The organism is Amycolatopsis silviterrae, from assembly GCF_042684085.1.
Lineage (GTDB): Bacteria > Actinomycetota > Actinomycetes > Mycobacteriales > Pseudonocardiaceae > Amycolatopsis > Amycolatopsis silviterrae.
Map to the genome: position 1 here is coordinate 196,003 of NZ_JBHUKS010000038.1, position 23,700 is coordinate 219,702.

A 23,700-nucleotide genomic window follows, 5' to 3' on the forward strand; every position below is an offset into this window, starting at 1 on the left:
CTATCGGGCCCGGCCGGTATTGCCGCTCTCGCGGCCGCTGTGGCCCACTTGATCCCGACAGATTCCCCGCTTGACCGAACCGAGGAGAGGTAACCCGATGGTCACCGGCTACGCAATCGAAGCACGGGGGCTGCGCAAGTCCTACGGCGATGTCGACGTCCTGGAGAGCGTCGACCTCAGCGTCGAGCGGGGCACGATGTTCGCGCTGCTCGGCCCCAACGGGGCCGGCAAGACCACGACGGTGCGGATCCTCAGCACCCTCCTGGAGGCCGACGGCGGCACCGTCACCGTGAACGGGCACGACGTCGCCAAGCGCACCCGCAAGGTCCGCGAGCAGATCGGCCTGACCGGGCAGAACACCGCGGTCGACGAACTGCTCACCGGACGCGAAAACCTGGAAATGATGGGACGGCTGTTCCACCTGCCGACCGCGCGGGCGAAGCAGCGCGCCACCGAACTGCTCGCCCAGTTCGACCTGGAGGAAGCCGCCGGCCGTCCGGTGAAGACCTACTCCGGCGGCATGCGGCGCCGCCTCGACCTGGCGATCAGCCTCATCACGTCGCCGCCGGTGCTGTTCCTCGACGAGCCGACCACCGGACTCGACCCGCGCAGCCGCTCGGCGATGTGGGACGCGATCCGCAAACTGCTCGACGGCGGCACCACGGTCCTGCTCACCACGCAGTACCTCGACGAGGCCGACCAGCTCGCCGACCGGATCGCGGTCATCGACAAGGGCCGCGTCGTCGCCGAGGGCACCGCCACCGAACTCAAGCGCCGGGTCGGCACCGAACGGCTCAAGCTGGCCTTCGCGTCGGCCGCCGAAGCGGGCCGCGCGCAGCAGATCACCGGCGGCGTGCTGCTGGACGAGACGGTCAGCGTCCCGATCGACCACCCCGGACAGGTGCGCGCGACGCTCAACCGGGTCGCCGACGCCGGGCTCGAACCCGCCGGGATCGAGCTGTCCGAACCGACGCTCGACGACGTGTTCCACACCCTCACCTCAACCGCGGGAGCGAAGTGATGACCCAGACCTTGTCCAGGGAAACCGAGGGGGAGCTGGTCCCCGCGGCCCCCGAAAGCGCCGGGCTCGCCTCGGTGCTGTCCGACTTCCGCGTGCTGATCGGGCGCAACGTCAAGCACATCACGCGGAACCCGGAGATGCTGCTGCAGGCGGTGTCGCTGCCGATCGTGCTGCTGCTGCTGTTCCGCTTCATGTTCGGGCCCGCGATCAACGTGCCCGGCATGGCCTACGTCGACTACCTGGTGCCCGGCCTGCTGGCGATCAGCATCGGCTTCAACTCGACCACCACGGTCGTCGGCGTCGCCGCGGACCTCACCCAGGGCCTCGTGGAACGCTTCCGCTCGATGCCGATGTTCGGCCCGGCCGTGCTGGTCGGCCACGTCGCCGCCGGGATGCTGCGCAGCCTGGTGTCGTTCGTGATCATGGTGGCGATCGGCTTCGCGATCGGCTTCCGCCCCGGCGGCAGCGCACTCGGCTGGCTCGCCGCGATCGGCCTGCTGGTCCTGTTCGCCGCGGGCGTCTTCTGGCTCGCGGTCCTGCTCGGCTCGATCTCCAAGACCGTCGAAGGCGCGGGCGGCCTCGGCATGATCCTCGTGTTCGTGCCGTACGCCTCCAGCGCTCTGGTGCCGACCCAGGCGATGCCCGGCGTGCTGCGGGTGATCGTGGACAACCAGCCGTTCACCGTGCTCATGGACGCCGTGCGGGCGCTGATGAACGGCACCCCCGCCGGCGGCACGGCGTGGCTCGCGCTCGCCTGGTGGGCCGCGATCACGGTACTGGCCTCGTACTTCGCGGTGCGCAAGTTCAACCGGCGCACCAAGGGCTGAGCGCCTCTTCCCGACTAAGGGCGACCCGCAACGGCGCGGGTCGCCCTTTCTCCGTGCCTAGGGGACCCCGATTCCGCTAGGTCGGCTTTAGATCGCTCCGGCACTCTCTGTGGAGTAGAGAGGACCACTGCGTGAAGTGAGGTGGCGACAATGCCGACCCGGGTGATGGAAAAGCCGGCCGACCCCGTGGCCGAGTGGCTGGCCCCGCTCGCGGACGACCCAGCGGGCGCGGTCGCGTTCCTCTCCGAAGTAACCGACCGGGTATCCCGCCAGCACGGCACGGGCCGGGTACTGGTCCCCGGCGGCGGCCCGGTCGCGGACGCACTGGCCGGAGAGGGCTACGAGGTCCACCTGGAACCCGGCCCGCGCTTCGACACTGGATACCTGGGCGCGGACGTCCTTTCCCGCCTGCCGGACCAGCGAGACCAGTTGCGCGCCATCGGCCGCTACAGCCGCCTCCTGCGCCCCGGCGGCGCACTGGTGGTGCAGGGCAGGCACCCAGACCCGACGTGCTGGGCCGCAGACGCCCGCGTGCGCACGGTCGACGACGTACGGCAGATCGTGCAGCTGACGGATGCTTCGCTGCCGCTGCGGTACGTGTGGCCCGCGGAGATGGACCTGATGGCCGAGCTGGCGGGCCTGGCGTTGGACAGCCGCTGGGGCGGTTGGTACGGAGAACCTGTTACGTGCGGCGGGTTTGTGGTTTCGGTCTATCGCAGCTGAGGGGTGTCGTGAAGGACTCCTCGCGGGGCTTCCGCGAGGAGTCCTTCAAGGCTTTCCCTGCTGCGGATACTCGACACGAAAAACGGCCCGGCCCCCGCTTGTGGCGGAAGACCGGGCCGAAAACGACCGCGGGTCAGGATCAGACCGCGTCCGACATCTCCCCGACAAGGATGCTGTGATGCAGCTTCCGCAACGAGCTCCCCGGCTCGATCCCCAGCTGCTGCACCAGGTTCTGCCGCGCCGAAGCGAACGTCTCCAGCGCCTCGGCCCGCCGGTTGGACCGGGCGAGCGCGGTCATCAGGTACTCGGTGAAGGTCTCGCGAAGCGTGTGCTCCTTCGCCAGCGCGGACAGCTGCCCCACGACCTCGCGGTGCCGTCCGATGAGCAGCTCCGTCTCCATCAGCAGCTCCAGGCACCCGAGCCGGCTCTCCTCGAGCAGCGTGGCGTACGCCTGCACATCCGGCGAGTCGGTGAAGCCGCCGAAAGCCGGGCCGCGCCACAGGTTCGTGGCCTCGCGCAGCACCTTCGCGGCCTGGCCGTAGCCGCGGTCCCAGTGCAGCGCGCGGCCCTGTTCGTAGAGCCGGGTGAAGCGGTCGGCGTCGAGTTCCTCGATGCCGACATGCAGCGAATAACCGCGCGGGCTCGTGACAACAGGGCTGTCTTCCGCACTTTCACCGTTGCCGCGCAACAGTTTCCGCAGCTGCGACACGTACACGTACAGCGCCGCGCTCGCCCGCGCCGGCGGGTGCTCGCCCCAGATTTCGCCGATCAGGTGCTCGGCGGTCACGACCTGGTTGTTCTTCGCCAGCAGCACGGACAGCAAGGTCTCGATCTTGCGGGCCCGCGGGGCGCAGACGCCGGGCCGGCCGCTCACTCTGATCTGTCCGAGAATTTCGTAGTTCAGCATGACTGCCCTCCGGTGTCTCTCGCGCCGGACCCGTCCGGCGGCGCCCCCAGCGCCGCTGCCTGCCGGTCCGAGCCGGGTCCACCACTGCACCATAGCAAACCGGGAGGTCGGTTTTCAAGACAAAACCGGGAGGTTGGTCTGTTTCGATCTTGAGTGGCCAGGTGTGGCCAGGTAATCGGGCGTGAATGCTGGTAAACCGGGCGGTCGGTATGTCATGATGAGCGGGCCGGAACGCACGCCGTGCCGTTCCCGGCGCGAGACGATGGGGAAGACGGTGACGAAACAGGCCCGCGCGGAGCTGACCAGGCATCTGCTGCTGGACGCCGCGGCGGCGCTGCTGAACCGGGACGGCTACGCGGCCACGAGCATGGTGGACATCGCGCGCGAGGCGGGCGTCACCAAGGGCGGCCTGTACTTCCACTTCTCGTCGAAGGACGAGATCTGCGACGAGGTGCAGTCGGCCGCGGTCGCGGTCCTGCACCGGCACGTCGCGCGAGCGCGCGGGCGCCGTCCGCATCTGCGCAGGCTGGCCGACCTGAGCCGGGCGCTGATGGGCTGGCTGGCCGAGGACGCGAAGGTGGGCGCGAGCTTCCGGCTGGCCAGGGAGATGGGCTCGAACGACCCGCGTTTCGTCGCGTTCGTCCGCGCGTGGCTGGGCCAGGTGCGCGCGCACATCGCCGCGGCGCACGGAGCGGGCGAGCTGAGCCCGCACGTCCGCCCGGACATGGCGGCCCTGCTGGTCGTGGTGACCTGTGTCGGCCTGGAATCGGCGGCGGCCAGCGGCACGATCCCGGCGGGCACGGACCTGGTGAGCACGCTCTCCGAACTGTGGCGGGTGATCGAGGCGTCCCAGCCGGCGGATTCGGCGGCGGCGGAGGCGACCGGCGCCTGAGCGCCGCGCCGGCCGGAGCGGACCGGCCACCCGGTTTCCGCCCACGGCACCCCGCGACAACCTGAGCAGGCGAGCGAGCGGAGCACCCGGCGTCAGCTCACCGCAACGGATTCCCGGGGCCGCGACCACCGCGCCCCGGCAGGTCAGCGAGCCGCAAACCGACCGTCCGGTTTTGCCTCGCGACCGCTGGACCTCACTCGGCGGGAAAGGTCCCGGCCGGGTCGAACTTGTGCAGCCGCCGCGGCGGGACCACCGAGTTCAGGATCGTCTGCCACATGAACGTGACCCGCTCGTGCAGGTCGGTCCGCCCGGTCAGCACCTGCGAGCTGAGCTGGCTCCCGGTGAACGACGCGACCACGTACTGCGCGAGGTCGTGCGCGTTGACGTCTTTCCGCACGTCACCGGCCGCTTTCGCGGCGAGCAGGCAGCCGTGGATGGTGTCGGTCCACTGCTTGTACGCGCCCGCGGCGGGCGTGACGAACGAGCCCTGCTCGATGACCAGCCGGATGCTGGCGCGCACGCGCACGTCTTTGCGCAGGCTGTGCCCCATGTTCTGGGTGAGGTCGATGACCGTCTGCAGCCCGGGGCTCTCGATGTCGGCCAGCGGGTCCCAGACGGTGAACTGCTCGTTGATCAGCGCGTCGGCGAGCTCTTCCTTGGACTTGAAGTGGAAGTACAGCGCGCCTTTGGTGACCCCGGCCTCGGCGAGGATGTCCGACAGGCTCGCGCCGAGGAAGCCGACCGCGTCGAACCTGGACGCGGCGGCGTCGAGGATGGCATTGCGGGTCTGCTCCGCGCGTTCCTGGCGAGCCACTGTGACTCCTCTCGGGGGGATGCGGGCCCACGCCGGGCCACGCTGACACACCAGTCTACCTCCGCACCGGCCCCCGGAGCCAGAGAAAAAAACCGGTAGGTAGGTATGGTTTTGTTCGCCCGTTTCCGCTAAAAATGTGGTGGGGGTACTGGGGAAGTTCTTTTTTCTGGGAGGACCGACATGGTCGGTACGTTGTTAGAGGAGTCTGTCGGAAGAAACTTCATCATCGATGGCGAGAGTTCGCCGGGCGGATGCCCGGTCGACTTCCAGCAGACGATCCCGCGCAATCTCGTGCACCGCGCGGCCGTCTCGGAAGTTTTCGTCACTGATCTGAACATCGTGGGCGAGGACCGGTTCGAGGTCGGCGCGCAGTGGCCGCGCCGGCACGGGTTCTTCGGCCCGCGCACTCCGGGATCGCACGATCCCATGCTGTACCTGGAAACGTTCCGCCAGGCGATCATGCTCGTCGCGCACCGCGCGTACGGCGTCTCGCTCGGCACCGCGTTCGTCTCCGGCCGCAAGACCAGCGCTATCACCCCCGAAGGGCTGGTCACCGCGGGCAGGCCGATCGACGTGGTGCTCCGGGCGAGCGTGCGGGACGTGCTCCGCCGGGGCAACAACGTCGGCGGCATGCGGTTCGAGTTCGGCTGCTTCCGCGAGGGCGAGCTGATCGGCACCGCTTCGGAGACCATCCGCTGCGTGTCCCCGGCGGTCTACCGCCGGCTGCGCGGCGATCACTTCGCGGCGACGCCGTTCCAGGCCATCGCGCTGCCCACCGTGGACCCGGCGCTCGTCGGCCGGGAACGCAAGGAAGACGTGCTGGTCGCGGAGACCGCGACGCCCGGCACGTGGTCCCTGCAGTTCGACCCGGACCACCCGGTCCTGTTCGACCACTCGGTGGACCACGTTCCGGGCATGGTGCTGCTGGAAGGCGCCCGGCAGGCGGCGCTGCTGACGCTCGGCGACCCGTACGCGCTGCCGTTGCGTTCGGACTTCGAGTTCTCCGTCTACGTCGAGTTCGACTCGGAATGCCTGCTGACGGCGGAAGAGATCGGAGTCGACGCGGACGGGTCGCGGCTGGTCCGCGTGGTGGCGGAGCAGAAGGGCAGCCCCGTGGCGAGCGGCACCCTGGCGATGCGCAGGTCATGACTGCCGGCCTGGGGGCGGACAGTACGACCGGGGAAATCCTCGTCACCGGTGCGACCGGGTTCATCGGCTCGGCGGTGCTGCGGGTGTTGCTCGCCCGCGGCGCCGCGGTCCGGGTGCTGGCGCGCGGCGAGGTGCCGGAGTGGATCACGCGATCCGGCGCGCGGGTCCACTCCGGCGACCTCGCCGACGCCGCCAGTCTGGCCGGGGCGTGCACGGGCGTCACGACGCTCGTGCACGCCGCGTCCCGGATCGGCGGCACGGAAGAGGAATGCGCCGAGGTCAACGATCGCGGCACGGCCCGGCTCCTCGCGGAGGCGCACCGCGCGGGCACCCGCCGCATCGTGTCGCTGAGCACCTGCGCGGTCTACCGCGACGGCGACCATCGAGGCGCGCCCGAGGACACGCTCGACCTCGGGCCCGCCTCGGCCACCAGCCGCACCAGACTGGCCGGAGAACAGCAGGTCCGCGCCGCGGGCGGGATCGTTCTGCGGCCGCACCTGGTGTACGGCGACGGCGACCGGCACGTGGTCCCGGCGCTGGTGAAGTGGTTGCGCGCAGTGCCGGCGTGGGCAGCGGGCGGCGCGTCCCGGACGTCCGTTGTCTCGTCGCAGGAGCTCGCCGCCGTGCTCAGCGCGTTCGCGCTGGACCCGGCGCTGGGCAGCCCGGGCGAGGTGTTCCACGTGGCCGACCCGGAGCCGGTGCGGATGCGCGACCTGCTCGAAACCGTCTGCCACCTGCTCGACCTGCCGGTTCCCGAGCACGACCTGCCACTGCGCGAACACCGGGCGCGCACGCCGTGGCTCAGCGAGCACCAGTGGTCGCTGCTCACCCGGGACCACTGGTACGACAGCAGCCGGGTCTGGGCGGTCACCGGCGTGTCCCGGGGACCGGGATTCCGCGTCCGTTTGGCCCAAGCGAGAAACTGGTATCGGGAAACTCTGGCAATTCCCGCGACCAGCTGAACCGAAGATCGAATTCGCGGAAAGTAATCGAACGAATTCACGCGGCAATTATGCTAACGGCCGTCCGGAGAATTTCACGCCGGACGGCCGCCGCTGTTTCCGCGGAGTTCATTTCGGTGGCGGCGAGCCCGGGCGTGGCGCGAAGATGATCGTCATGTCCCGACGCGAGTTCGTCGTGCTGGGCTCGGCGAGCCAGACGCCGACCCGGCACCGCAACCACAACGGCTACCTCCTGCGCTTCGACGCCGACGGCATCCTCTTCGACCCAGGCGAGGGCACCCAGCGGCAGATGATGTACGCGGGCGCGACGGCGACCGAGCTCACGCACCTGTGCGTCACCCACTTCCACGGCGACCACAGCCTGGGCCTGGCGGGCATCGTCCAGCGCCTGTCGCTGGACGGGGTCGCGCATCCCGTGCGCTGCCACTACCCAGCGTCCGGCCAGGAGTACTTCGACCGGCTACGGCACTCGACGTCCTTCCACGAACGCGCCGAGCTGGTCCCGCTGCCGATCACCGCCCCCGGCCCACTGGGCGGCGCGCTGTCGGCGTACCCGCTGGAACACCGTATTGACTGCTTCGGCTACCGCTACGCCGAACCGGACGGCGTCCGGATGCTGCCGGACGCCCTCGCCGCAGCAGGCGTCCAAGGCCCTGCGGTCCGAAAACTCCAGGCCGATGGCTCCTTGGAGACGGCTCAGGGCATGGTCCGGCTGGAAGACGTAAGCGTGCCGCGCCGGGGCCAGGTGGTCGCGTTCGTGATGGACACCCGCCTGTGCGCGGGCGCGTTCGCCTGCGCCCGCGGAGCGGACCTGCTGATCGCCGAATCGACCTTCCGCGCCGACGACGCCGACCTCGCCTACCGCTACGGCCACCTGACCAGCGCTGACGCTGGCCGGCTGGCGGCGGAGTCGGGCGCCCGGGAGCTGCTGCTGACGCACTTCTCGCAGCGCTACCCGTACGAGGAGGCGGACCGGTTCCGCGACGAAGCCGCGAAGGTGTTCGACGGGGAGATCCACGTGGCCCGGGATTTGGACGTGGTGCCGCTGCCGCCTCGCCGGTGAGATGGGGTGGGCTGGCGGGCCCGGGTATGAGGCTGCTGAGCCCTCGACGGTGTCGTGGGCCGATTTAGCGCGATCTGGTTGTGGTGCGACTGCCGTCTCGCCGCGCCGCATGCCACCCGGCGTGATCCGGACGCGGCGCAGCTCCCGTCTTGACAGCGCCGTATGCCGGTCCGGCGAGATCGCGTGACCTGAGCGCCGCCGCCTCGCCGCTGAAGCGCAGTGGCCCGGCAAGCTCGCAGGGCGTGGTCCCGCTGCCTCGACAGCACCGCACCCCAGTCCGGCAGAATCACGGCATGCCGCAACCGGTCCCCGCCGACCTGCTCGAAATCGCCGAAGCGCTAGTCCCCGGCACCCCTCTCAGCTCCGCAAGCCTTGCCACGCAAGGGAATATGCACCACGTCGTGCTGCTGCCCGACGTCGCCGCGGTACGGATCACCAAACGCCCCAGCGCCGCCGCCGAGTTACCGCGCCGGGTCGCGATCCTTCGCGCGGTCGCGGCCGCCGGACTGCCCTTCACCGTGCCGGAGCCGCTGACTCCCGTGACCACCTTCGGCGAGCACGCGGCCGTCGCGATCTCATGGGTCGCCGGCGAGGGGTTGCCGGAAGGCGTCGGCGACCCGGCGGCGTTCGGCCCGCTCCTCGCGGCGCTGCGCGAGGCGGAGATCTCGCCCGAACTCGAAGCCGTCCTCCACCGGCCGCGCCGACACGCCGACGGCCTCGGCTGGGCGGACATCCTGCGCGACGAGGTCATCCCACGCCTGCCGCCGAAACGACAGGACGGCGTCCGGCGGCGCCTCGACGCGCTGCTGGCGCTCGACGAGGTCCCGGCCAGGCTCGTCCACGGCGACCTCGGGGCCAGCAACGTCCACTTCGGCGCCGACGGCAAGCTGATCGGCGTCGTCGACTGGGACCTGGCGACCCTGGCCGACCCGGCGATCGACGCCGCCCTCGTCGCGACCGGGCACGGCTGGGACCTCCTCCGCGCCGCCACCGACGACGAAACCTGCCGACGCGCCCGAGCCTGGAACGACCCAGTCGGCGTCGAGCACCTCCACGCGCTCTTCACCGGCAAACCCCTGCTGAGCGTCGACGGCTTCGTCCAGGCCATCAACGCCTGGCTGGAGGCACGCGGCTAGCTCCGGAAATTTTTCCGAGAAACTTCGGGACGCGGTGTCGGATCGGGCCGACGGTCTTCGTAGCAGGGGTGAGGCCGCCCGCGAGGGGCGGCACGGAGGCAAAGGAACCGCGATCGTGAAGCTGACGACCATGACCCAGGTGACCGTCGACGGAGTCGTGCAGGGCAACGGCGGCGCGTCGGACGAGGACCGCCGGAACGGGTTCGAGCGCGGCGGATGGGCGCTCGGCAAGGGCGACCACGAGACCGTGGCGTTCATCAACGAGACCTACCAGCGCGCCGACGCTTTCCTGTTCGGCCGGCGGACCTACGACCTGTTCGCCAGTTCGTGGGGATCCTTGACGCTCCAGGACGTCCCCGGACGGGAGCCCATCCTGCGGGCACTGAACGCGCGGCCGAAGTACGTCGCCTCGGCGACGCTCACCGATCCTGGGTGGTCCGGCACCACCGTCCTGTCCGGCGACCTGGCGGACGCCATCACGGACTTGAAGGCCAAACCGGGCGGCGAACTGCAGGTGCACGGCAGCGGTGCCCTCGTCCGGTGGCTGCTGGAGCACGGCCTGGTCGACGAGATGACGCTGCTCGTGATCCCGGTGATCGTCGGCCAGGGCAAGCGGCTGTTCCCGGAGAACGGCCCGGATCTGGCGCTCGACCTGGTCGAGTCGCGGGTGGACACCAAGGGCGTGACGACCGAGGTCTGGCGTCCCGCCGGACGTCCGCAGTACGCGGGCCGCTGACCGTATCCATTCTCGACCGCACAGGAGATGATCCTCGGATGCAGTACCTGATTTCCGTCGTCCACGACCAGGCCAGCCTCGCCACCCCGGAGGAGCACGCCGCGATCGACGTGTTCAACGACCGGCTCCAGACCAAGGGCCACTGGGTCTTCGCGGGCGGCCTCGCCGCGCCGGACACCGCTACTGTCCTCGACAACCGGGACGGAGCGGGCATGGTCACCGACGGGCCTTTTCTGGAGTCCAAGGAGTACCTCGCCGGGTTCTGGGTCATCGAGGCCCCGGATCTCGACGTGGCGCTCAAGCTCGCCGCCGAGGGGTCGAAGGCGTGCAACCGCAAGGTCGAGGTACGCCCGTTCCTGGCCGGATGAGCGACGTCCAGGAGGCGATCACCCGGGCCCACCGCGAGGAATGGGCGCGGGTGGTCGCCGGCTTGACCAAACGCTTCGGCGACCTCGACATCGCCGAAGAAGCCGCCGCCGAAGCCTTCGCGACCGCAGTGGAGCGATGGCCGTCCGACGGCGTACCGCCCAACCCCGGCGCCTGGCTCACCACGACCGCCACCCGCAAAGCCATCGACCGGCTCCGCCGCGAGACCAAACGCGACGACAAGCACAAGGAGGCGCAGGCGGTGCACGACGACGCCCCGCCCGAGCCTCCCAGCGCCATCGACGACGACCGGCTCCGGCTGATCTTCACCTGCTGTCACCCGGCACTGGCCCCGGAAGCGCGCGTAGCACTGACCCTGCGCATGGTCGGCGGCCTGACCGTGCCCGAGATCGCCCGCGCCTTCCTGGTCGCCGAAACCACCATGGGGCAACGGATCACCCGCGCGAAAGCCAAGATCAAGGCGGCCCGCATCCCGTACCGAGTGCCGTCCGCCGAGGACCTCCCGGCTCGTGTCTCCGGCGTCCTGACCGCGCTTTTCCTGGTATTCAACGAGGGCTACCTGGCCACCGGCCCCGGCACCGACCCAGTACGGCACGACCTGACCACCGAGGCGATCCGGCTGACCCGCCTGATCCGCGCGCTCCTGCCCGGCAACGGCGAGGCGACCGGACTGCTGGCCCTCATGCTCCTCACCGAAGCCCGCCGCCCCGCCCGCGTATCACCCGCCGGCGACCTGGTCGCCCTGGACGAACAGGACCGCACCGTCTGGGACCCGGCCCTGATCGCCGAAGGCCACCGCCTGGTGCGCGAACGCCTAGCCGCTGCCGCCGCCGGCGTGGCTCCGGGCCGCTACCAGATCCTGGCCGCGATCAACGCCGTGCACACGTCCGCCCGCGACATGCACGAGACCGACTGGTCGCAGATCCTCGCCCTCTACGACCAGCTCGTCCGCGTGGACCCGTCACCGATCGTCGCCCTGAACCGCGCCATCGCAGTCGCCGAACTCGACGGCCCGGACGCGGCACTGGCAGTGGTCAACGGCCTAGCCGACCGGCTGTCCGGCTACCACCCGTACCACGCCACCCGCGCCGACCTCCTGCGCCGGCTGGGCCGCGTCGGGGAGTCGCGTGCGGCGTATGACGAGGCGATCGAGCTGGCGGGCAACGCCGCTGAGCGTGCCTCGCTGGCTCGCCGCCGTGCCGAGCTGCCGTAGCGCCTACGGTTTCAGGCCGGTTGCGCCCGCAATCAGCCTCCACCCGGACCGATCACGGGGCCGCCCAGCCACGAGGCCACCCAGTCTCGATGCCGCCAAGCCAGCCGCGAAGCCGCCGAGCCGTGAAGCCACCCAGCCGCCAAGCCGAACGCAAGTCACCACACGACTACTCACCACACGACTACTCACCACACGACTACTCACCGCCCACGCGCACCGTCACTCGCGCCTCCTCCAAGCACTCACCTCCATCCTCACCAGATCCTTCCCTCCCGTTCCCGCGCACTCCAAGAGCATCCCACCCACCACCGACAATTCCGGGCGGCGTGTCGGCACCCGCCTTGCCGGGACCCGTCGCCGGCCGTGACAGACTGCCGGGCGATGTACACGCCGTCTGATCTCGCTGACCTGCTCGAATGCGAGCACCGGAGCATCCTCAAGCAGGCGCTGGCGGCGGGGATACCCGGTGCGCCGCGGCCCAGTTCGGCACCCGATCGGCTGGCGGTGAAGCACGGCCGCGCGCACGAGGCGGCCACGCTCAGCCGGTTGCGCGGCGAGCGGACGCAGGTCGTCGAGATCGAGGAGCACGATCCGGTCGTCGCGGCGAAAGCGACCGAGGAAGCGTTGCGCGCGGGTGCGCCGGTCGTCTATCAGGCGGTGTTCCACGACGGCGAATTCTCCGGCCGAGCCGATTTTCTTCTGCGCGACGACGAGGGCCGCTACGAGGTCTACGACACGAAACTCGCCCGGCACGCCAAGCCGTCCGCGGTCGTGCAGCTCACCGCGTACGCCGACGCGCTCCGGCGCGGCGGATGGCCCACCGGCCCGGAGATGCACCTGCTGCTAGGCGACGGCAGCACGCGCAGCCTCCGCGTCGACGACTTCCTCCCGCTCGTGGACCGGCTCCGCGACCGGTTGCAGGACCGTCCACCGCAGCTGCCCGACCGGGTCTGGGCGGACGAGCGCCCGGCGTGCACCGGATGTGCGTTCGCCGACCACTGTTCGTCCGCGCGGGAGGCGGATCGGGACCTGTCACTGGTCGCCGGCATGCGCAGCGAGCAGCGGCGCAAACTGGCCGCCGCCGGGCTCGGCACGATCGACGCGCTCGCCAGCGCCGAACCCGCCGACCGTCCGCGCGACATGTCCGAGGGCACGTTCGCCTCGTTGCGCGCGCAGGCCGCGATCCAGGTCCGCCAAGACGAAACCGGTGAGCTGGCCTACGAAATCATCGCCCCGGACGCACTCGCCGAACTGCCCGAGGCCAGCCCCGGCGACGTCTTCTTCGACATGGAAGGCGACCCGTACGCGCTGGCTGGCACCGGCCTCGAATACCTCTTCGGCGCGGTGACCCCGGACGAGCGCTTCACGCCCTTCTGGGCGCACTCGCGCGCGCAGGAGAAACGAGCGTTCGAGGAGTTCATCGACTTCGCCACCGCACGGCTCGCCGAACACCCCGACGCGCACGTCTACCACTACGCGCCGTACGAGGTCACGGCGATCAAGCGGCTCGCCGCCGTCCACGGCACGCGCGAGGAAGCCGTGGACGAGCTGGTGCGCAGCGGCGCGATGATCGACCTGTATGCCGTGGTACGCAAGGCTTTACGGGTAGGGCAGCGGTCGTATTCGATCAAGTATCTAGAACCACTGTACATGCCCGAAGCCCGCGACGGCGACGTAAAAACGGCGGCGTCGAGCATCGAGGCATATGAGGACTATCTGACGCTCTCCTCCGCCGGAAGCACCGAACAAGCCGACGAAATCCTGCGCGGCATCGCGGACTACAACGAGTACGACTGCGTCTCCACCTTGCGCCTGCACGAATTCCTCCACCGCGTGCGCGCCGAAGCCGGAATCGACCTCGCCGAACCGGACCCAGAGTCCGAAGTGGACGCTCTGCTCCGCCGCACCGAAGAAGAGGAAGCAGCCCAGCGCCGAGCCGAACGCGCTGCCGCGATGGCGGCCCTGGTCGACCCGCTCCTGGACGGCCTCCCCGAGGACCCCGCGGATTTCACCCCCGACGACCACGCCCGCGCCCTGCTGGCCGCCTCCGTCGGCTACCACCGGCGCGAGACGAACCCGGCGTGGTGGGAGTTTTTCCGGCAGTTGGCTGCCCCGCTCAGCGACCTCGAAGTGGACACGACCTGCGCCGTCCCGCTGTCGGTGACCGCGGGCGAGTGGGTGCCGCCGTCCGGCCGGCTGCGCACCGCGAAACGCACCCTGGTCGTGAAGTGCGACCCGGACCGTCCGCACCCGTTCGCGCCCGGCGACGACGTGCGATTGCGTTACGGCGCCGACGCTCGCGACGCGAAGGTCGTGTCCGCGACGGCCGTCGAAGTGACCCTGGAAGAGAGCAGCGCCCCGGACCGGACGTCCGATGACCGCCCCGCGGCCGTCCTGCCGGGCAGCCCGGTCCGTCCGTCGCCGAAGGACGAGGCGGTAGCCGATCTCGCCCGGCTGGTCGGGGAAACGCTGCCCGCGCTGCCGTCACATCCCGGCGTCGATCTGCTGCGCCGCATCCCCCGGCTGCGCGGCGGTTTGCCCGAACCGGGGGAAGATCTGGTCGCCACGGTGATCACCGCGGTCGACAAACTGGACGGTTCGGTGCTCGCCGTCCAGGGCCCGCCCGGAGCCGGAAAGACTTACCTGGCCGGAAAACTGATCGCGCATCTGGTGCGTTCGGGCCGGACTGTCGGCGTCACGTCGAACAGCCACAAAGCGGTCGAGAACGTGCTCTCGGCGGCCATGGAGAACGCGCCGGAGATGGCCTGCGCCAAGCGCGCGAAGCGGACGCCGGATCCGGAATTACCTTGGGAACAGCCGAAAAACAACACCGCGCTGGTACGCTGGCGTGAAGAACACAACACCGGTCACTTAGTCGGCGGCACGGCATGGACGTTCGCCAACGCCGCCGTGCGCGAAGAACCCTTTGACGTCCTGGTGATCGACGAGGCGGGTCAATTCGCCCTCGCGGACGCGCTCGCGGTGTCGACGTGCGCGAAGAACGTTGTGCTGCTGGGGGATCCGCAGCAGCTGCCGCAGGTGGTGCAGGGCACGCATCCGGCAGGCGCGGAGGCTTCGGCGCTCGGCCACTTGATCGGCGATGCCGACAGTATCCCGCCGGAATTGGGATACTTCCTCGACCTGACGCGCCGCATGCACCCCGCCGTGTGCGCGCCGGTCTCGAACCTGTCGTACGCGGGTTTGCTGCACTCGCATCCCACCGCGGAACGCTCGATCGACGGCTTCCCGTCGGGCCTCTATCTGGCGTCGGTCGAGCATCGCGGGAACACCACGCGTTCGGTGGAGGAAGCCGAGCAGGTGGTCTCGGTGATCAAATCGCTGCACGGCCGTTCGTGGGAAGGCCGCCCGCTCGCCGACGCCGATTTCCTCGTGGTAGCCCCGTATAACTTGCAAGCCCGGGTGGTGACGCGCGCCCTGTCCGACGCCGGTTTCGGTGACGTCCGCGTCGGCACGGTGGACCGGTTCCAGGGCCAAGAAGCACCCGTTGTGGTGACCACCATGACGTCCTCTTCGGCGGTAGACTTGCCACGAGGCCTTGATTTTCTGTTGTCCCGCAATCGATTGAATGTTGCCCTGTCCCGCGCGCAGTCCGTCGCGGTCTTGGTGTGCTCCCCGAAGCTGCTCGAGGCGGACATCCGGACGGTCGACCAGATGCGGCTGGTTTCCGGGATGCTGGGACTGCTGCGCGACGCTCGCGAGTGGATCGGCTGAGCCGCTGTGGTCGGTTTGGTTGGTCTCGGCGCGGGTATCGGCTGAATCGCCGCGAGAGGCTTGGTTGAGCCCTGCGCGTGGCTTGGCTGAACCGTGCGAGGGGCTTGGCCGAACCGGCGAGCGGACCGGCTGAATCGGGCTAGCGGCTTGGCTGGGCCCGAGCGGACCGGACGAACTGCGCGAGCAGTTTGGTTGAGCCCGCGAGCGGGCTGGAGGAGCTGTGCGAGTGGCTTGGTCGAATCCTGCGAGTGGGCCGCGGACGAATCGCGCGAGCAGTTTGGCCGAGCCCACAAGCGGTTCGGATGAACTGCGAGCGGCTTGGCTGAGTCCCGCGCGTGGGTCGGTTGGACCCTGCGAGCGGTTCGGCTCAACCCTGCGCGGGGCTTGGCTGAATCGCGCGAACGGTTGGGCTGAGCCCGCAAGCGGACCGGACGAACTGCGCGCGTGGCGTGGCTGAGTCCCGCGAGAGGACCGGTTGAATCGCCACGAGTGGGTCGGGCCTAGCTGGGGTGCCCTGCCCGGCCGGTCCGGTCGGGATCCGGCGGCCGGGCGGGCACATGTCCCCGCTCGCGCGACCGTGGGGAGGGGTGGCGCGGCGAGCGAGGTGGTCTGGTGTCGTGCGGCGAGCGAGACGGTTTGGGCACCTCGCAGGTGGGCGAGGGGCTCTGGGCGTCCCCGTGGCGGAGGAGCTGGCCTGGACGGTCCGCAAGTGAGCGGGGTCGTCCGCGTGCTCGTGGTGGGCGAAGGGCTGTCTCTGTGGTGTCCCGCGACGGGCGAGACGGGTCCGAGCGCCTCGCGGCGACCAAGGCGGTCAGGGACGGCCCGTGGTCGGCGAGGCAGTCGGGGCGCCCCGCGCGTCCGGCCGATGCGGGTGCCGGAGCGGGGGCGCGGGATCCCCGTCCGCGCGGGGCACTGGGGGAGACGCCGCAGCGGACGGGGTGGCTCTGGTGGGCTGGAGAGTGTTCCTTGAGGACAGTTCCGCTATTCAGTACAACTCGTTGCGGGCCAAGAACATTCCCGCGTCCGGGGGTGTGCTCCCGCTCTCCGTCCGGACCGGCTGGGGGTTACCGGCCGGCGGGAGCAGGAGCACCGGATCCCGTTCCGCGTCTGGGGGGAGCAGTCGCGCGGAGCGGGTGGTTTGTGCGCCGGTACGGGGGCCGCCTCGCGGCGAGTGGCACGACCAGGCTCCGGCCGGACCGGTATTCCTGGAAGGCAGAAGGTGAGGCCCGGGGGCACCTCCGTACCGACACCCTGTACAACGCGCGAGCCCCGCGAATGTTCCGGCCCCATAAGGTGATCTGGGTCGCCACCAATCGAGTGACCGGTTGGTCGGGGCCGGAGCACTCGGCGACGGTTGAGCCGCGGTCAGGTTGCCACGACGGGCGAATCGTTGCGCTTTCGCCGCAGGCACGGACGGGACGGTGCAAGCGGGGGTGCAGCAGTTCCGCCGAACCCGTCCCGTCCGGCCAGGACTCCAGCCGCTCTACTCACGGTTGACCGCCGTCACCCTAAAGCGAACTTGTTCGTAACGAACATGTTCGTTAAGCTGATCGGCAGCCACTCACGAAAAGAACGGAGCACGCCATGACCATCACCATCGTCGGCGCCGGCCTCGGCGGTCTCAGCCTCGCCCGCGTCCTGCACGTCCACGGCATCGAAGCCACTGTCCTCGACCTCGACGCCTCCCCGTCCGCCCGCACGCAGGGCGGCATGCTCGACATCCACGAGGACGCCGGCCAGGTCGCCCTCCACGCTGCCGGCCTGCATGACGAATTCCGCACCCTGATCCACTCCGGCGGCGAGGAAGCCCGCGTCTACGACCGAACTGCCGCCTTACTGTTTTCCGAGGAGGACGACGGCGGTGGAGACCGGCCGGAAATCGACCGCGGTGTCCTGCGTGACCTCCTGCTCAACTCGTTGCCAGCGGGCACCGTCCGCTGGGGCACGAAGGTCACCGCTGCCGAATCGCTGTCCGACGGGCGGCATCGGCTCACTCTCGCCGACGGCACGTCGCTCACGACGGACCTGCTCGTCGGTGCCGACGGTGCCTGGTCGCGGATCCGGCCCCTGGTCTCGCCGGACAAACCGGCGTACTCCGGGATTTCCTTCGTCGAGATCGACCTCCTCGAGGCCGACACCCGGCACCCGGACGCGGCGGCCCTCCTCGGCGGCGGCATGAGTTTCGCCCTTGGAGAGGGCAAAGGCTTCCTCGCGCACCGCGAACCGGACGGCAGCCTGCACGTCTACGTCGCCCTGCGCGTCCCGGAAACCTGGGCCGCTTCGATCGACTTCACCGACCGCGACGCCGCCAAGGCAGCCGTGCTCAGCCACTTCGACGGCTGGTCCGACCGGCTCCGCGCCCTGGTCGCGGACGCGGACGGCGAGCTGATCCCGCGGCTGATCCACGCGCTCCCGGTCGGGCATTCGTGGCCGCGGGTGCCCGGCGTCACGCTGATCGGCGACGCCGCGCACGTCATGTCGCCGTTCGCGGGGGAGGGCGCGAACCTCGCGATGCTCGACGGTGCCGAGCTGGGGCTCGCGCTCGCGCGGCACCCGGGTGACGTCGAACGCGCGCTCGCCGAGTACGAGGCCGCGTTGTTCCCGCGCAGCGCGAAATCTGCCGCTGAGTCGGCGCAGAGCCTGGAACTCTGTTTCCGCGACGACGCGCCGGCGGGGCTGCTCGAGTTCTTCGGAGCCTGACGTCCACTGTGGACTACGACTTAAGCGGTACCCGGAGCGAGCCGTCAAGCCGATCCGGGCGCGGCGGTTCCGCTCGCACAATGGGGTTCAGCCCGCTGTGAGAGAGGAATCCGATGACCGCCGTCCTGGCCGACACCGTCCATGAAGGCCTGCATTTCGCCGCTATCGCCGGGATCGTGGCGCTAGTGGCGTTTCCGGTGCTGCTGTTCCTCGGCGCGCTGGTGAGCGTGCTCGGCAGCCCGCTCGGCTTCGGGATGAAGGTGGTGTGGGTGATCTTCGCGTTCTGCGCGCCGTTCCTCGGGCCGGTCCTGTGGTTCCTGGTCGGCAAGCGGAGCGCGGAAACGGCACGATGGTGACCACTTCGCTGACACTGGGTGTCAGTGGAGCGCGGTTAGCGTCCGGGCATGAAGCATGTGATTGACGAATTCCTGCGCCGGCTCGCGGTCGGCGACCCGGACCGGATCGCGGAGCTTTTCGCGGACCCAGCCGACTGGCGGGTGAGCTGGCCGGAACCGCATCATCCCGCCGTGCCCTGGATCCGTCCCCGATCGTCGAGGGCGGACGTCGCGGACCACTTCCGGACGCTCGGAAACGCCTGTGTGTCCGGGGAAATCCGGGTTGACCAGGTCTTGGCCGACGGCATCGACGGTCCGGACGCGGTATTGATCGGGACGAGCGCACAAACGGTCAAGCTGACCGGCAAACGCTTCGTGACGAGCTTCGCGGTTCACCTGACCGTCGGCGGCGGGTTGATCACGCGGTACCACGTCTACGAAGACAGCCTCGCCGTCGCCGAGGCATTCGCCGGATAGCCGGGTGGCCGGAGCGGAGATCCCCGCCCGGCCGCCCGGCGGTTTCGCGCGGTCAGGAAACGTTCAAGTCGATACAGGCGTAGAAAGCGTTGTCGGTGTCGGCGATGTTCCACACCGCGAGCACCTTCTGCTGTCCGGAGTAGCCGCTCAGATCGACCTGGTGCGACACGGTTTCCGGCGGGATCGAGTCGTTGCCGCTGAAGTTCGCGACCTCGGTGCCGCCGATGAAGTACTGGTAGTCGAGGGTGCGGTGGCGGGCGGTGAACACCCAGGTGAAGGTGACCTGCGAGCCGACCTGGGTGACCTTCCAGCCCTTGCTGTCGTCGTCGAGGTCGGCGAACCGGTCGACGCCGCCGCTGCAGCTGTGCAGGCCTTTCGGGCCTTCGACGCTCTGCGGTTCCCACTGGATGTCGCCGCAGGACACCGTTCCGTCCGCGCATTGGGCCTGCCTGCTCGGCGGGGAGTTGACGTAGCCGTGCGCGCTGGCGATGCCGGGACCGACGAGCATCAGCACCGGAGCGAGCGCCGCGCCGCCGAGTGCGGCGAGGATCGTGCGTTTGCGGGGCATGGTGGCTCCTTCGAAGCCGGGCCCGCTCCCGCGCCGGAGGGCGATCGGGCGGGCCAGGGCACGACCGACGAGCCCGCGGTGGGGTGGAGCGCGGGCGGAGGGGTGGGGAGATTTGTGGTCTAGACCATACTCGGCCGCCCGCGCTCGGTCAAGAATCGGCTACCCTGCGTTATCTATACACAGGATACTGTATGCAATATGATGTCGAGGAGGATACCGACCGCAGGGAGACCGCGATGTACACGGTGACCGACCCGGCCACAGGACAGCTGATCGAGGAAATCGACAACGCGACCGACGAGGAGGTCCGCGCGGCGATCGAGCGCGTCGGCCGCGGATATCGCACTTGGCGCGACCGTCCGGTGGCGGAACGTTCCGCGATTGTCGCGCGTGCTGCGGATCTTTTCGAGGAACGTGCTGACGAGCTGGCCGCCATCATGACGCTGGAGATGGGCAAGCGGATCAACGAGGGCCGCGGCGAGGTCGGCATCGTCGTGGACATCTTCCGCTACTACGCCGAACGCGGCCCGGACCTGATCGCCGACCAGCCGCTGGCCATCCGCGGCGGGTCCGCGGTGATCCGCAAGGAGCCGATCGGCGCGCTCTTGGGTGTGATGCCGTGGAATTTCCCGTGTTATCAGGTGGCCCGGTTCGTCGCGCCGAACCTCGTGCTGGGCAACACAATCCTGCTCAAACACGCGTCGATCTGCCCGCGTTCGGCGCTGGCGATCGAGAAAATCCTGCACGAAGCAGGCGTACCGGGCGATGTGTACGTGAACATCTTCGCCTCCAGCCGCCAGGTCCCGTCGGTCCTCGCCGACCCGCGCATTCAAGGCGTTTCCCTGACGGGCAGTGAACAAGCCGGCATCTCCGTCGCGGCCGAAGCGGGCCGGAACCTCAAACGGTGCGTGCTGGAACTCGGTGGCGCGGATCCGCTGCTGGTGCTCGACACCGCGGATTTGGACGAAACGGTCCAGGCGGTCGCGACTGCGCGAATGCGGAACTGTGGACAGTCCTGCAATGCTCCTAAGCGGATTATCGTCCAGTCCGACCTCTATGCCGAGTTTGTGGACCGCTTCACCAAGCGGGTCGCGGATTATTACGTGCCGGGCGATCCGTCGGATCCGGCGGTGAAGTTGCCGCCGTTGGCTTCGGTTGCCGCTGCGGACGAGGTTGCCGCCCAGGTGGCCCGCGCGGTGGAGCAGGGCGCGACGTTGCGCACCGGCGGTCGTCGGGGCGAGGGGGCTTATCTGGAGGCGACTGTCCTGACCGATGTCACGCCGGAGATGGACGCTTATCGGGAGGAGATTTTCGGTCCGGTGGCGGTCTTGTTCCGGGCGGAATCGGATGATCATGCGATTGAGATCGCTAACGATTCGCCGTTCGGGTTGGGGGCGGCGGTGTTTGGCACGGATCCGGTTCGGTTGCGCCGGGCTGCGGATCGGTTGGAGGCGGGGATGGTGTATTTCAACAAGTCCGGCGGGTCGCAGGCGGATTTGCCCTTCGGCGGGATCAAGCGGTCGGGGATGGGGCGGGAGCTGGGGCCGGCGGGGATTGAGGAGTTCATGAACCAGAAGTCGATCAGGCTTTGACCTTGATCTGATGCGGACTAATGCTGGTCGCTCGGATCTTCTTCGGGCGGTGTGGAACGCCGTGCTGCCTGACGTTCCTCGTAGCCGGCCCAGTACAGAGCCTCGTGATGATGCCAGCGGTCGTAGTCCGCGACGGCCCGGTACATCCGCGCGTTGGCGAAGTGGAAGTCTGCCCAGTCCGAAGAGGGCGCGTCGGACGCGGGCCGCCGGGTTATCGCGGAGGCGTGCGCGTCGTGCAGTGTCGCCGGTTCAGCACTGGTCGCCATCGTGGAGGTCCTTCCGCTGGTGCATCTGTTCCCGTAGCCCGAGGGTGCTCAATTAGGGATAGTTCTATTAGAGGAGGGTGTGGGGAAGTTGTCAATAGAACTACCTCTATCTAGTCTGGTGGGCAGAGTGCGCTGATACCGCTAGCGTTATCGCCCGACGGAGGAGGACGAGGTGGGCACTGGATACCGCGACCTGGCCGCGCGCCTGAGGGACGCGATCCAGCAGGGTGAGTACGCCCCGGACTCAACGTTGCCGAAGCAGGAGGAGCTGGCCGAGGAGTACGGCGTCAACGTCAACACGGTCCGCAAAGCCGTCGGTGTCCTGGAAGCCGAAGGGCTAGTCACGCCGATCCGCCGTCGTGGCACCGTCGTTCGTGCGCGTCCGGCGATGAAGCGCCTCGGAGCCGACCGCTATGCCAAGAGCAAGTGGAAGTACGGCGACAGGGTCGCGTTCATCGCCGATCGCGAGGCCTCCGGTCGCGAATGGAAGCACTCGGACCAGACGCAGACTGTCTCGCGGATCGAGGCCGACGATGAAATCGCTGAAGCCCTGGGCGTCGACATCGGCTCGCCCGTCTATGAGCGTGCGCGCCTAGTCAAGGACGCCGGCCGCCCTACGCACACCCTCGCCAGCTACTACCGGCCGGAGGACGTCGAGGGCACTCGTCTTGTCGACGACACGCCGGGGCCAGCTGGTCGAGGCGGTGGCTTCCTTGTTCTCACGCTGCAAGGACTAGAACCCGACACGATCAACGAGACCGTCTGCTCGCGCATGCCCACACCGGACGAAATCGAGATGCTGGAACTCCTCGCGGGCGAACCGGTCATGGTCTTGCGGCGCCGCACGTTCACCGCGGACGGCCGGGTCGTCGAGTTCGCGCGCGGTGTCCACGCCGCAAGCCGGTTCTCCTGGTCCTATACGTTCAAGATCCCCGACTGACCCGGAGTCCGCGCATGGCCTCGACCGCCCTCCCGCCGCACCTCCGTGCCGACGTCCAAGCGCTCTGGGACTACCACGATCTGCACCATGAACTCCGGCCCGCCGACGTGGGGATCGGTCTGGGCAGTCACGACCTCGGCGTCGCTGCCTGCACCGCAGAGCTGTACCACCAGGGATACTTCCCGCGGATCGTCTTCACCGGAGCCAACGCGCCGACGACCGTGGAGCGATTCCCTCGCGGCGAGGCCGTGCACTACCGGGAACACGCATTGGAACTGGGCGTACCGGACGGCGCGATTCTGGTCGAGCCAACCGCGCGGAACACCGGAGAAAACATCACCCTCAGCCGGAAACTGCTGGAAGCGCGGGAGATCAAGTCGGTCGTGCTGATTTCCCGGCCGTACCAACAGCGAAGGGCTTACGCGACCTGCAAGAAGCTCTGGCCCGAGATAGCCGTGACCTGCGCCTCCCAGCCATTGCCGCTGGACGAGTACATCCTCGGCATCGGCGACGTGGACCGGGTCATCAGCATGCTAGTCGGCGACACGCAAAGGATCTCCGTATACGCCGAGCAAGGATTCGCGATACCGCAAGATGTCCCGGACACAGTGGAGCGAGCCTTCGCAAACCTGATCGCTCATGGCTACACAACCAGGCTTCTCGCCTAAGCGGTCCGCAGCAACCCGCCCAGCCACCCGGCGAACACCTGCTGCACATCCTCCCGCACCCGATCCGGGTCGTCCGCGTTCGCGATCATCCGCGCCGCCTCCATCACCGTCGCCAGAACCAGCTGCGCCAGAGCATCCACCGGCGTATCCACGATCAACCCGGCATCCCGCGCCGCCGCCAGGTGCTCGGCCACCAGTCCCAAGCCGTGCTCCGCCTCGAGTTCTCGCCAGGCGTCCCAGCCCAGTACGGCCGGAGCGTCCGTCAGCGAGATTTGGCGGACGTCCGGGCGCAGGCACGCGTCCAGGAACACCCCCAGCGCTCCCGAAAGGCCGGAGAGCGGGTCCGGTGCGTGGTCGAGAACCTCGGTGACCTCGGCGGTCAATTCCCGCTCAACCACCTCGACTACCGCCCGGAACAGGCCGAGTTTGTCGCCGAAGTGGTGGTACAGCGCGCCCCTCGTGACGCCTGCCGTGCGCGTGATTTCTTCGGCGGGCACGTCGTGGTAGCCGCGCACGCCGAAGAGGTCGCGGGCGGCCTTGATCAGTGCGGCTCGCGTCGCGTCGGAGCGTTCTTGCTGGGTACGTCGCACGC

General features: G+C 69.2%; 23 protein-coding genes. 18 read left to right on the forward strand and 5 right to left on the reverse strand.

Features of this window, described 5'->3' with window-relative positions; all coding sequences use genetic code 11:
* Window positions 1-97 precede the first annotated feature (97 nt).
* The 3 genes from ACFSVL_RS44385 to ACFSVL_RS44395 all read left to right on the forward strand — a co-directional run bounded on the left by ACFSVL_RS44385 (window position 98) and on the right by ACFSVL_RS44395 (window position 2,571).
* Entirely contained in the window at window positions 98-1,021 is a 924-nt protein-coding gene (locus ACFSVL_RS44385; RefSeq protein WP_378313837.1) for an ATP-binding cassette domain-containing protein, read from the forward strand.
* The gene (locus ACFSVL_RS44390) at window positions 1,021-1,848 is read left to right on the forward strand and encodes an ABC transporter permease (protein ID WP_378313839.1); all 828 of its coding nucleotides are present in this window, start codon (window positions 1,021-1,023) and stop codon (window positions 1,846-1,848) included. The genes ACFSVL_RS44385 and ACFSVL_RS44390 overlap by 1 nt, the downstream gene beginning before the upstream one ends.
* A 150-nt stretch (window positions 1,849-1,998) precedes the next feature.
* The gene (locus tag ACFSVL_RS44395) at window positions 1,999-2,571 is read left to right on the forward strand and encodes a hypothetical protein (RefSeq protein ID WP_378313840.1); all 573 of its coding nucleotides are present in this window, start codon (window positions 1,999-2,001) and stop codon (window positions 2,569-2,571) included.
* A gap of 139 nt (window positions 2,572-2,710) precedes the next feature.
* Here the strand turns inward: ACFSVL_RS44395 and ACFSVL_RS44400 are convergent, their stop codons facing one another.
* Complete coding sequence (locus ACFSVL_RS44400; RefSeq protein WP_378313842.1) at window positions 2,711-3,478, reverse strand: AfsR/SARP family transcriptional regulator; 768 nt, start codon at window positions 3,476-3,478, stop codon at window positions 2,711-2,713.
* 217 nt (window positions 3,479-3,695) lie between these two features.
* Between ACFSVL_RS44400 and ACFSVL_RS44405 the strand changes: the two genes are divergently transcribed.
* Window positions 3,696-4,370 (forward strand): ScbR family autoregulator-binding transcription factor, encoded by a 675-nt coding sequence (locus ACFSVL_RS44405; protein WP_378313843.1) that lies wholly within the window; start codon window positions 3,696-3,698, stop codon window positions 4,368-4,370.
* Between the two features lie 193 nt (window positions 4,371-4,563).
* Here the strand turns inward: ACFSVL_RS44405 and ACFSVL_RS44410 are convergent, their stop codons facing one another.
* Entirely contained in the window at window positions 4,564-5,184 is a 621-nt protein-coding gene (locus tag ACFSVL_RS44410) for a ScbR family autoregulator-binding transcription factor (RefSeq protein WP_378313845.1), read from the reverse strand.
* A 180-nt stretch (window positions 5,185-5,364) separates the two neighbouring features.
* Here ACFSVL_RS44410 and ACFSVL_RS44415 point away from each other — a divergent pair, with 180 nt between their 5' ends.
* From ACFSVL_RS44415 to ACFSVL_RS44465, 11 genes are all read left to right on the forward strand, one after another.
* Window positions 5,365-6,333, forward strand: coding sequence for a ScbA/BarX family gamma-butyrolactone biosynthesis protein (locus tag ACFSVL_RS44415; protein WP_378313847.1), 969 nt, complete (start codon window positions 5,365-5,367; stop codon window positions 6,331-6,333).
* Window positions 6,330-7,295, forward strand: a complete 966-nt coding sequence (locus ACFSVL_RS44420; protein WP_378313849.1) for an NAD-dependent epimerase/dehydratase family protein — start codon at window positions 6,330-6,332, stop codon at window positions 7,293-7,295. Before ACFSVL_RS44415 ends, ACFSVL_RS44420 begins: the two co-directional genes overlap by 4 nt.
* A 154-nt stretch (window positions 7,296-7,449) precedes the next feature.
* On the forward strand, window positions 7,450-8,358 hold the full coding sequence (locus ACFSVL_RS44425; protein WP_378313851.1) for a ribonuclease Z: 909 nt from the start codon (window positions 7,450-7,452) through the stop codon (window positions 8,356-8,358).
* Between the two features lie 293 nt (window positions 8,359-8,651).
* Window positions 8,652-9,494 carry an aminoglycoside phosphotransferase family protein gene (locus ACFSVL_RS44430; protein ID WP_378313853.1) on the forward strand — a complete coding sequence of 281 codons (843 nt, stop codon included), beginning with the start codon at window positions 8,652-8,654 and terminating at the stop codon, window positions 9,492-9,494.
* A 115-nt stretch (window positions 9,495-9,609) separates the two neighbouring features.
* Window positions 9,610-10,230, forward strand: a complete 621-nt coding sequence (locus ACFSVL_RS44435) for a dihydrofolate reductase family protein (RefSeq protein ID WP_378313854.1) — start codon at window positions 9,610-9,612, stop codon at window positions 10,228-10,230.
* Window positions 10,231-10,268: 38 nt separating this feature from the next.
* The gene (locus tag ACFSVL_RS44440; RefSeq protein ID WP_378313855.1) at window positions 10,269-10,598 is read left to right on the forward strand and encodes a YciI family protein; all 330 of its coding nucleotides are present in this window, start codon (window positions 10,269-10,271) and stop codon (window positions 10,596-10,598) included.
* Entirely contained in the window at window positions 10,595-11,830 is a 1,236-nt protein-coding gene (locus ACFSVL_RS44445) for an RNA polymerase sigma factor (protein ID WP_378313857.1), read from the forward strand. Before ACFSVL_RS44440 ends, ACFSVL_RS44445 begins: the two co-directional genes overlap by 4 nt.
* Window positions 11,831-12,211: 381 nt before the next feature.
* Complete coding sequence (locus ACFSVL_RS44450) at window positions 12,212-15,562, forward strand: TM0106 family RecB-like putative nuclease (protein ID WP_378313859.1); 3,351 nt, start codon at window positions 12,212-12,214, stop codon at window positions 15,560-15,562.
* Window positions 15,563-17,146: 1,584 nt separating this feature from the next.
* Window positions 17,147-18,262, forward strand: coding sequence for an FAD-dependent oxidoreductase (locus tag ACFSVL_RS44455; protein ID WP_378313860.1), 1,116 nt, complete (start codon window positions 17,147-17,149; stop codon window positions 18,260-18,262).
* A gap of 113 nt (window positions 18,263-18,375) precedes the next feature.
* Window positions 18,376-18,618: a PLDc N-terminal domain-containing protein gene (locus ACFSVL_RS44460; protein ID WP_378313862.1), complete on the forward strand. Its 243-nt coding sequence runs from the start codon at window positions 18,376-18,378 to the stop codon at window positions 18,616-18,618.
* Window positions 18,619-18,666: 48 nt separating this feature from the next.
* The gene (locus tag ACFSVL_RS44465) at window positions 18,667-19,074 is read left to right on the forward strand and encodes a nuclear transport factor 2 family protein (RefSeq protein WP_378313863.1); all 408 of its coding nucleotides are present in this window, start codon (window positions 18,667-18,669) and stop codon (window positions 19,072-19,074) included.
* A 52-nt stretch (window positions 19,075-19,126) separates the two neighbouring features.
* On the opposite strand, the gene ACFSVL_RS44470 is transcribed toward ACFSVL_RS44465, so the two are convergent.
* A complete protein-coding gene (locus tag ACFSVL_RS44470) occupies window positions 19,127-19,642 on the reverse strand; it encodes a lytic polysaccharide monooxygenase auxiliary activity family 9 protein (protein ID WP_378313865.1) in 516 nt (171 codons plus the stop codon).
* A gap of 83 nt (window positions 19,643-19,725) precedes the next feature.
* Here ACFSVL_RS44470 and ACFSVL_RS44475 point away from each other — a divergent pair, with 83 nt between their 5' ends.
* Window positions 19,726-21,234 carry an NAD-dependent succinate-semialdehyde dehydrogenase gene (locus ACFSVL_RS44475; protein ID WP_449224408.1) on the forward strand — a complete coding sequence of 503 codons (1,509 nt, stop codon included), beginning with the start codon at window positions 19,726-19,728 and terminating at the stop codon, window positions 21,232-21,234.
* 17 nt (window positions 21,235-21,251) lie between these two features.
* Here ACFSVL_RS44475 and ACFSVL_RS44480 read toward each other — a convergent pair whose 3' ends face one another.
* A complete protein-coding gene (locus tag ACFSVL_RS44480; RefSeq protein WP_378313866.1) occupies window positions 21,252-21,500 on the reverse strand; it encodes an AMED_5909 family protein in 249 nt (82 codons plus the stop codon).
* A gap of 172 nt (window positions 21,501-21,672) precedes the next feature.
* On the opposite strand from ACFSVL_RS44480, the gene ACFSVL_RS44485 reads away from it, so the two are divergent.
* Together ACFSVL_RS44485 and ACFSVL_RS44490 are read left to right on the forward strand one after the other, a co-directional pair.
* Complete coding sequence (locus tag ACFSVL_RS44485; RefSeq protein WP_378313868.1) at window positions 21,673-22,440, forward strand: GntR family transcriptional regulator; 768 nt, start codon at window positions 21,673-21,675, stop codon at window positions 22,438-22,440.
* Window positions 22,441-22,454: 14 nt separating this feature from the next.
* On the forward strand, window positions 22,455-23,108 hold the full coding sequence (locus tag ACFSVL_RS44490) for a YdcF family protein (RefSeq protein WP_378313870.1): 654 nt from the start codon (window positions 22,455-22,457) through the stop codon (window positions 23,106-23,108).
* Here the strand turns inward: ACFSVL_RS44490 and ACFSVL_RS44495 are convergent.
* Window positions 23,105-23,698 (reverse strand): TetR/AcrR family transcriptional regulator, encoded by a 594-nt coding sequence (locus ACFSVL_RS44495; protein ID WP_378313872.1) that lies wholly within the window; start codon window positions 23,696-23,698, stop codon window positions 23,105-23,107. The genes ACFSVL_RS44490 and ACFSVL_RS44495 overlap by 4 nt on opposite strands.
* Window positions 23,699-23,700: the final 2 nt, after the last annotated feature.

What these genes read in the sequence shown, in the direction of transcription:
- ACFSVL_RS44430 (WP_378313853.1), top strand. Translation starts at nt 8,652, where the DNA reads ATGCCGCAACCGGTCCCCGCCGACCTGCTCGAAATCGCCGAAGCGCTA.
- ACFSVL_RS44480 (WP_378313866.1), bottom strand. Translation starts at nt 21,500, where the DNA reads ATGGCGACCAGTGCTGAACCGGCGACACTGCACGACGCGCACGCCTCC.
- ACFSVL_RS44445 (WP_378313857.1), top strand. Translation starts at nt 10,595, where the DNA reads ATGAGCGACGTCCAGGAGGCGATCACCCGGGCCCACCGCGAGGAATGG.
- ACFSVL_RS44425 (WP_378313851.1), top strand. Translation starts at nt 7,450, where the DNA reads ATGTCCCGACGCGAGTTCGTCGTGCTGGGCTCGGCGAGCCAGACGCCG.
- ACFSVL_RS44405 (WP_378313843.1), top strand. Translation starts at nt 3,696, where the DNA reads ATGAGCGGGCCGGAACGCACGCCGTGCCGTTCCCGGCGCGAGACGATG.
- ACFSVL_RS44460 (WP_378313862.1), top strand. Translation starts at nt 18,376, where the DNA reads ATGACCGCCGTCCTGGCCGACACCGTCCATGAAGGCCTGCATTTCGCC.
- ACFSVL_RS44395 (WP_378313840.1), top strand. Translation starts at nt 1,999, where the DNA reads ATGCCGACCCGGGTGATGGAAAAGCCGGCCGACCCCGTGGCCGAGTGG.
- ACFSVL_RS44440 (WP_378313855.1), top strand. Translation starts at nt 10,269, where the DNA reads ATGCAGTACCTGATTTCCGTCGTCCACGACCAGGCCAGCCTCGCCACC.
- ACFSVL_RS44400 (WP_378313842.1), bottom strand. Translation starts at nt 3,478, where the DNA reads ATGCTGAACTACGAAATTCTCGGACAGATCAGAGTGAGCGGCCGGCCC.
- ACFSVL_RS44390 (WP_378313839.1), top strand. Translation starts at nt 1,021, where the DNA reads ATGACCCAGACCTTGTCCAGGGAAACCGAGGGGGAGCTGGTCCCCGCG.
- ACFSVL_RS44455 (WP_378313860.1), top strand. Translation starts at nt 17,147, where the DNA reads ATGACCATCACCATCGTCGGCGCCGGCCTCGGCGGTCTCAGCCTCGCC.
- ACFSVL_RS44420 (WP_378313849.1), top strand. Translation starts at nt 6,330, where the DNA reads ATGACTGCCGGCCTGGGGGCGGACAGTACGACCGGGGAAATCCTCGTC.
- ACFSVL_RS44385 (WP_378313837.1), top strand. Translation starts at nt 98, where the DNA reads ATGGTCACCGGCTACGCAATCGAAGCACGGGGGCTGCGCAAGTCCTAC.
- ACFSVL_RS44450 (WP_378313859.1), top strand. Translation starts at nt 12,212, where the DNA reads ATGTACACGCCGTCTGATCTCGCTGACCTGCTCGAATGCGAGCACCGG.
- ACFSVL_RS44490 (WP_378313870.1), top strand. Translation starts at nt 22,455, where the DNA reads ATGGCCTCGACCGCCCTCCCGCCGCACCTCCGTGCCGACGTCCAAGCG.
- ACFSVL_RS44465 (WP_378313863.1), top strand. Translation starts at nt 18,667, where the DNA reads ATGAAGCATGTGATTGACGAATTCCTGCGCCGGCTCGCGGTCGGCGAC.
- ACFSVL_RS44470 (WP_378313865.1), bottom strand. Translation starts at nt 19,642, where the DNA reads ATGCCCCGCAAACGCACGATCCTCGCCGCACTCGGCGGCGCGGCGCTC.
- ACFSVL_RS44415 (WP_378313847.1), top strand. Translation starts at nt 5,365, where the DNA reads ATGGTCGGTACGTTGTTAGAGGAGTCTGTCGGAAGAAACTTCATCATC.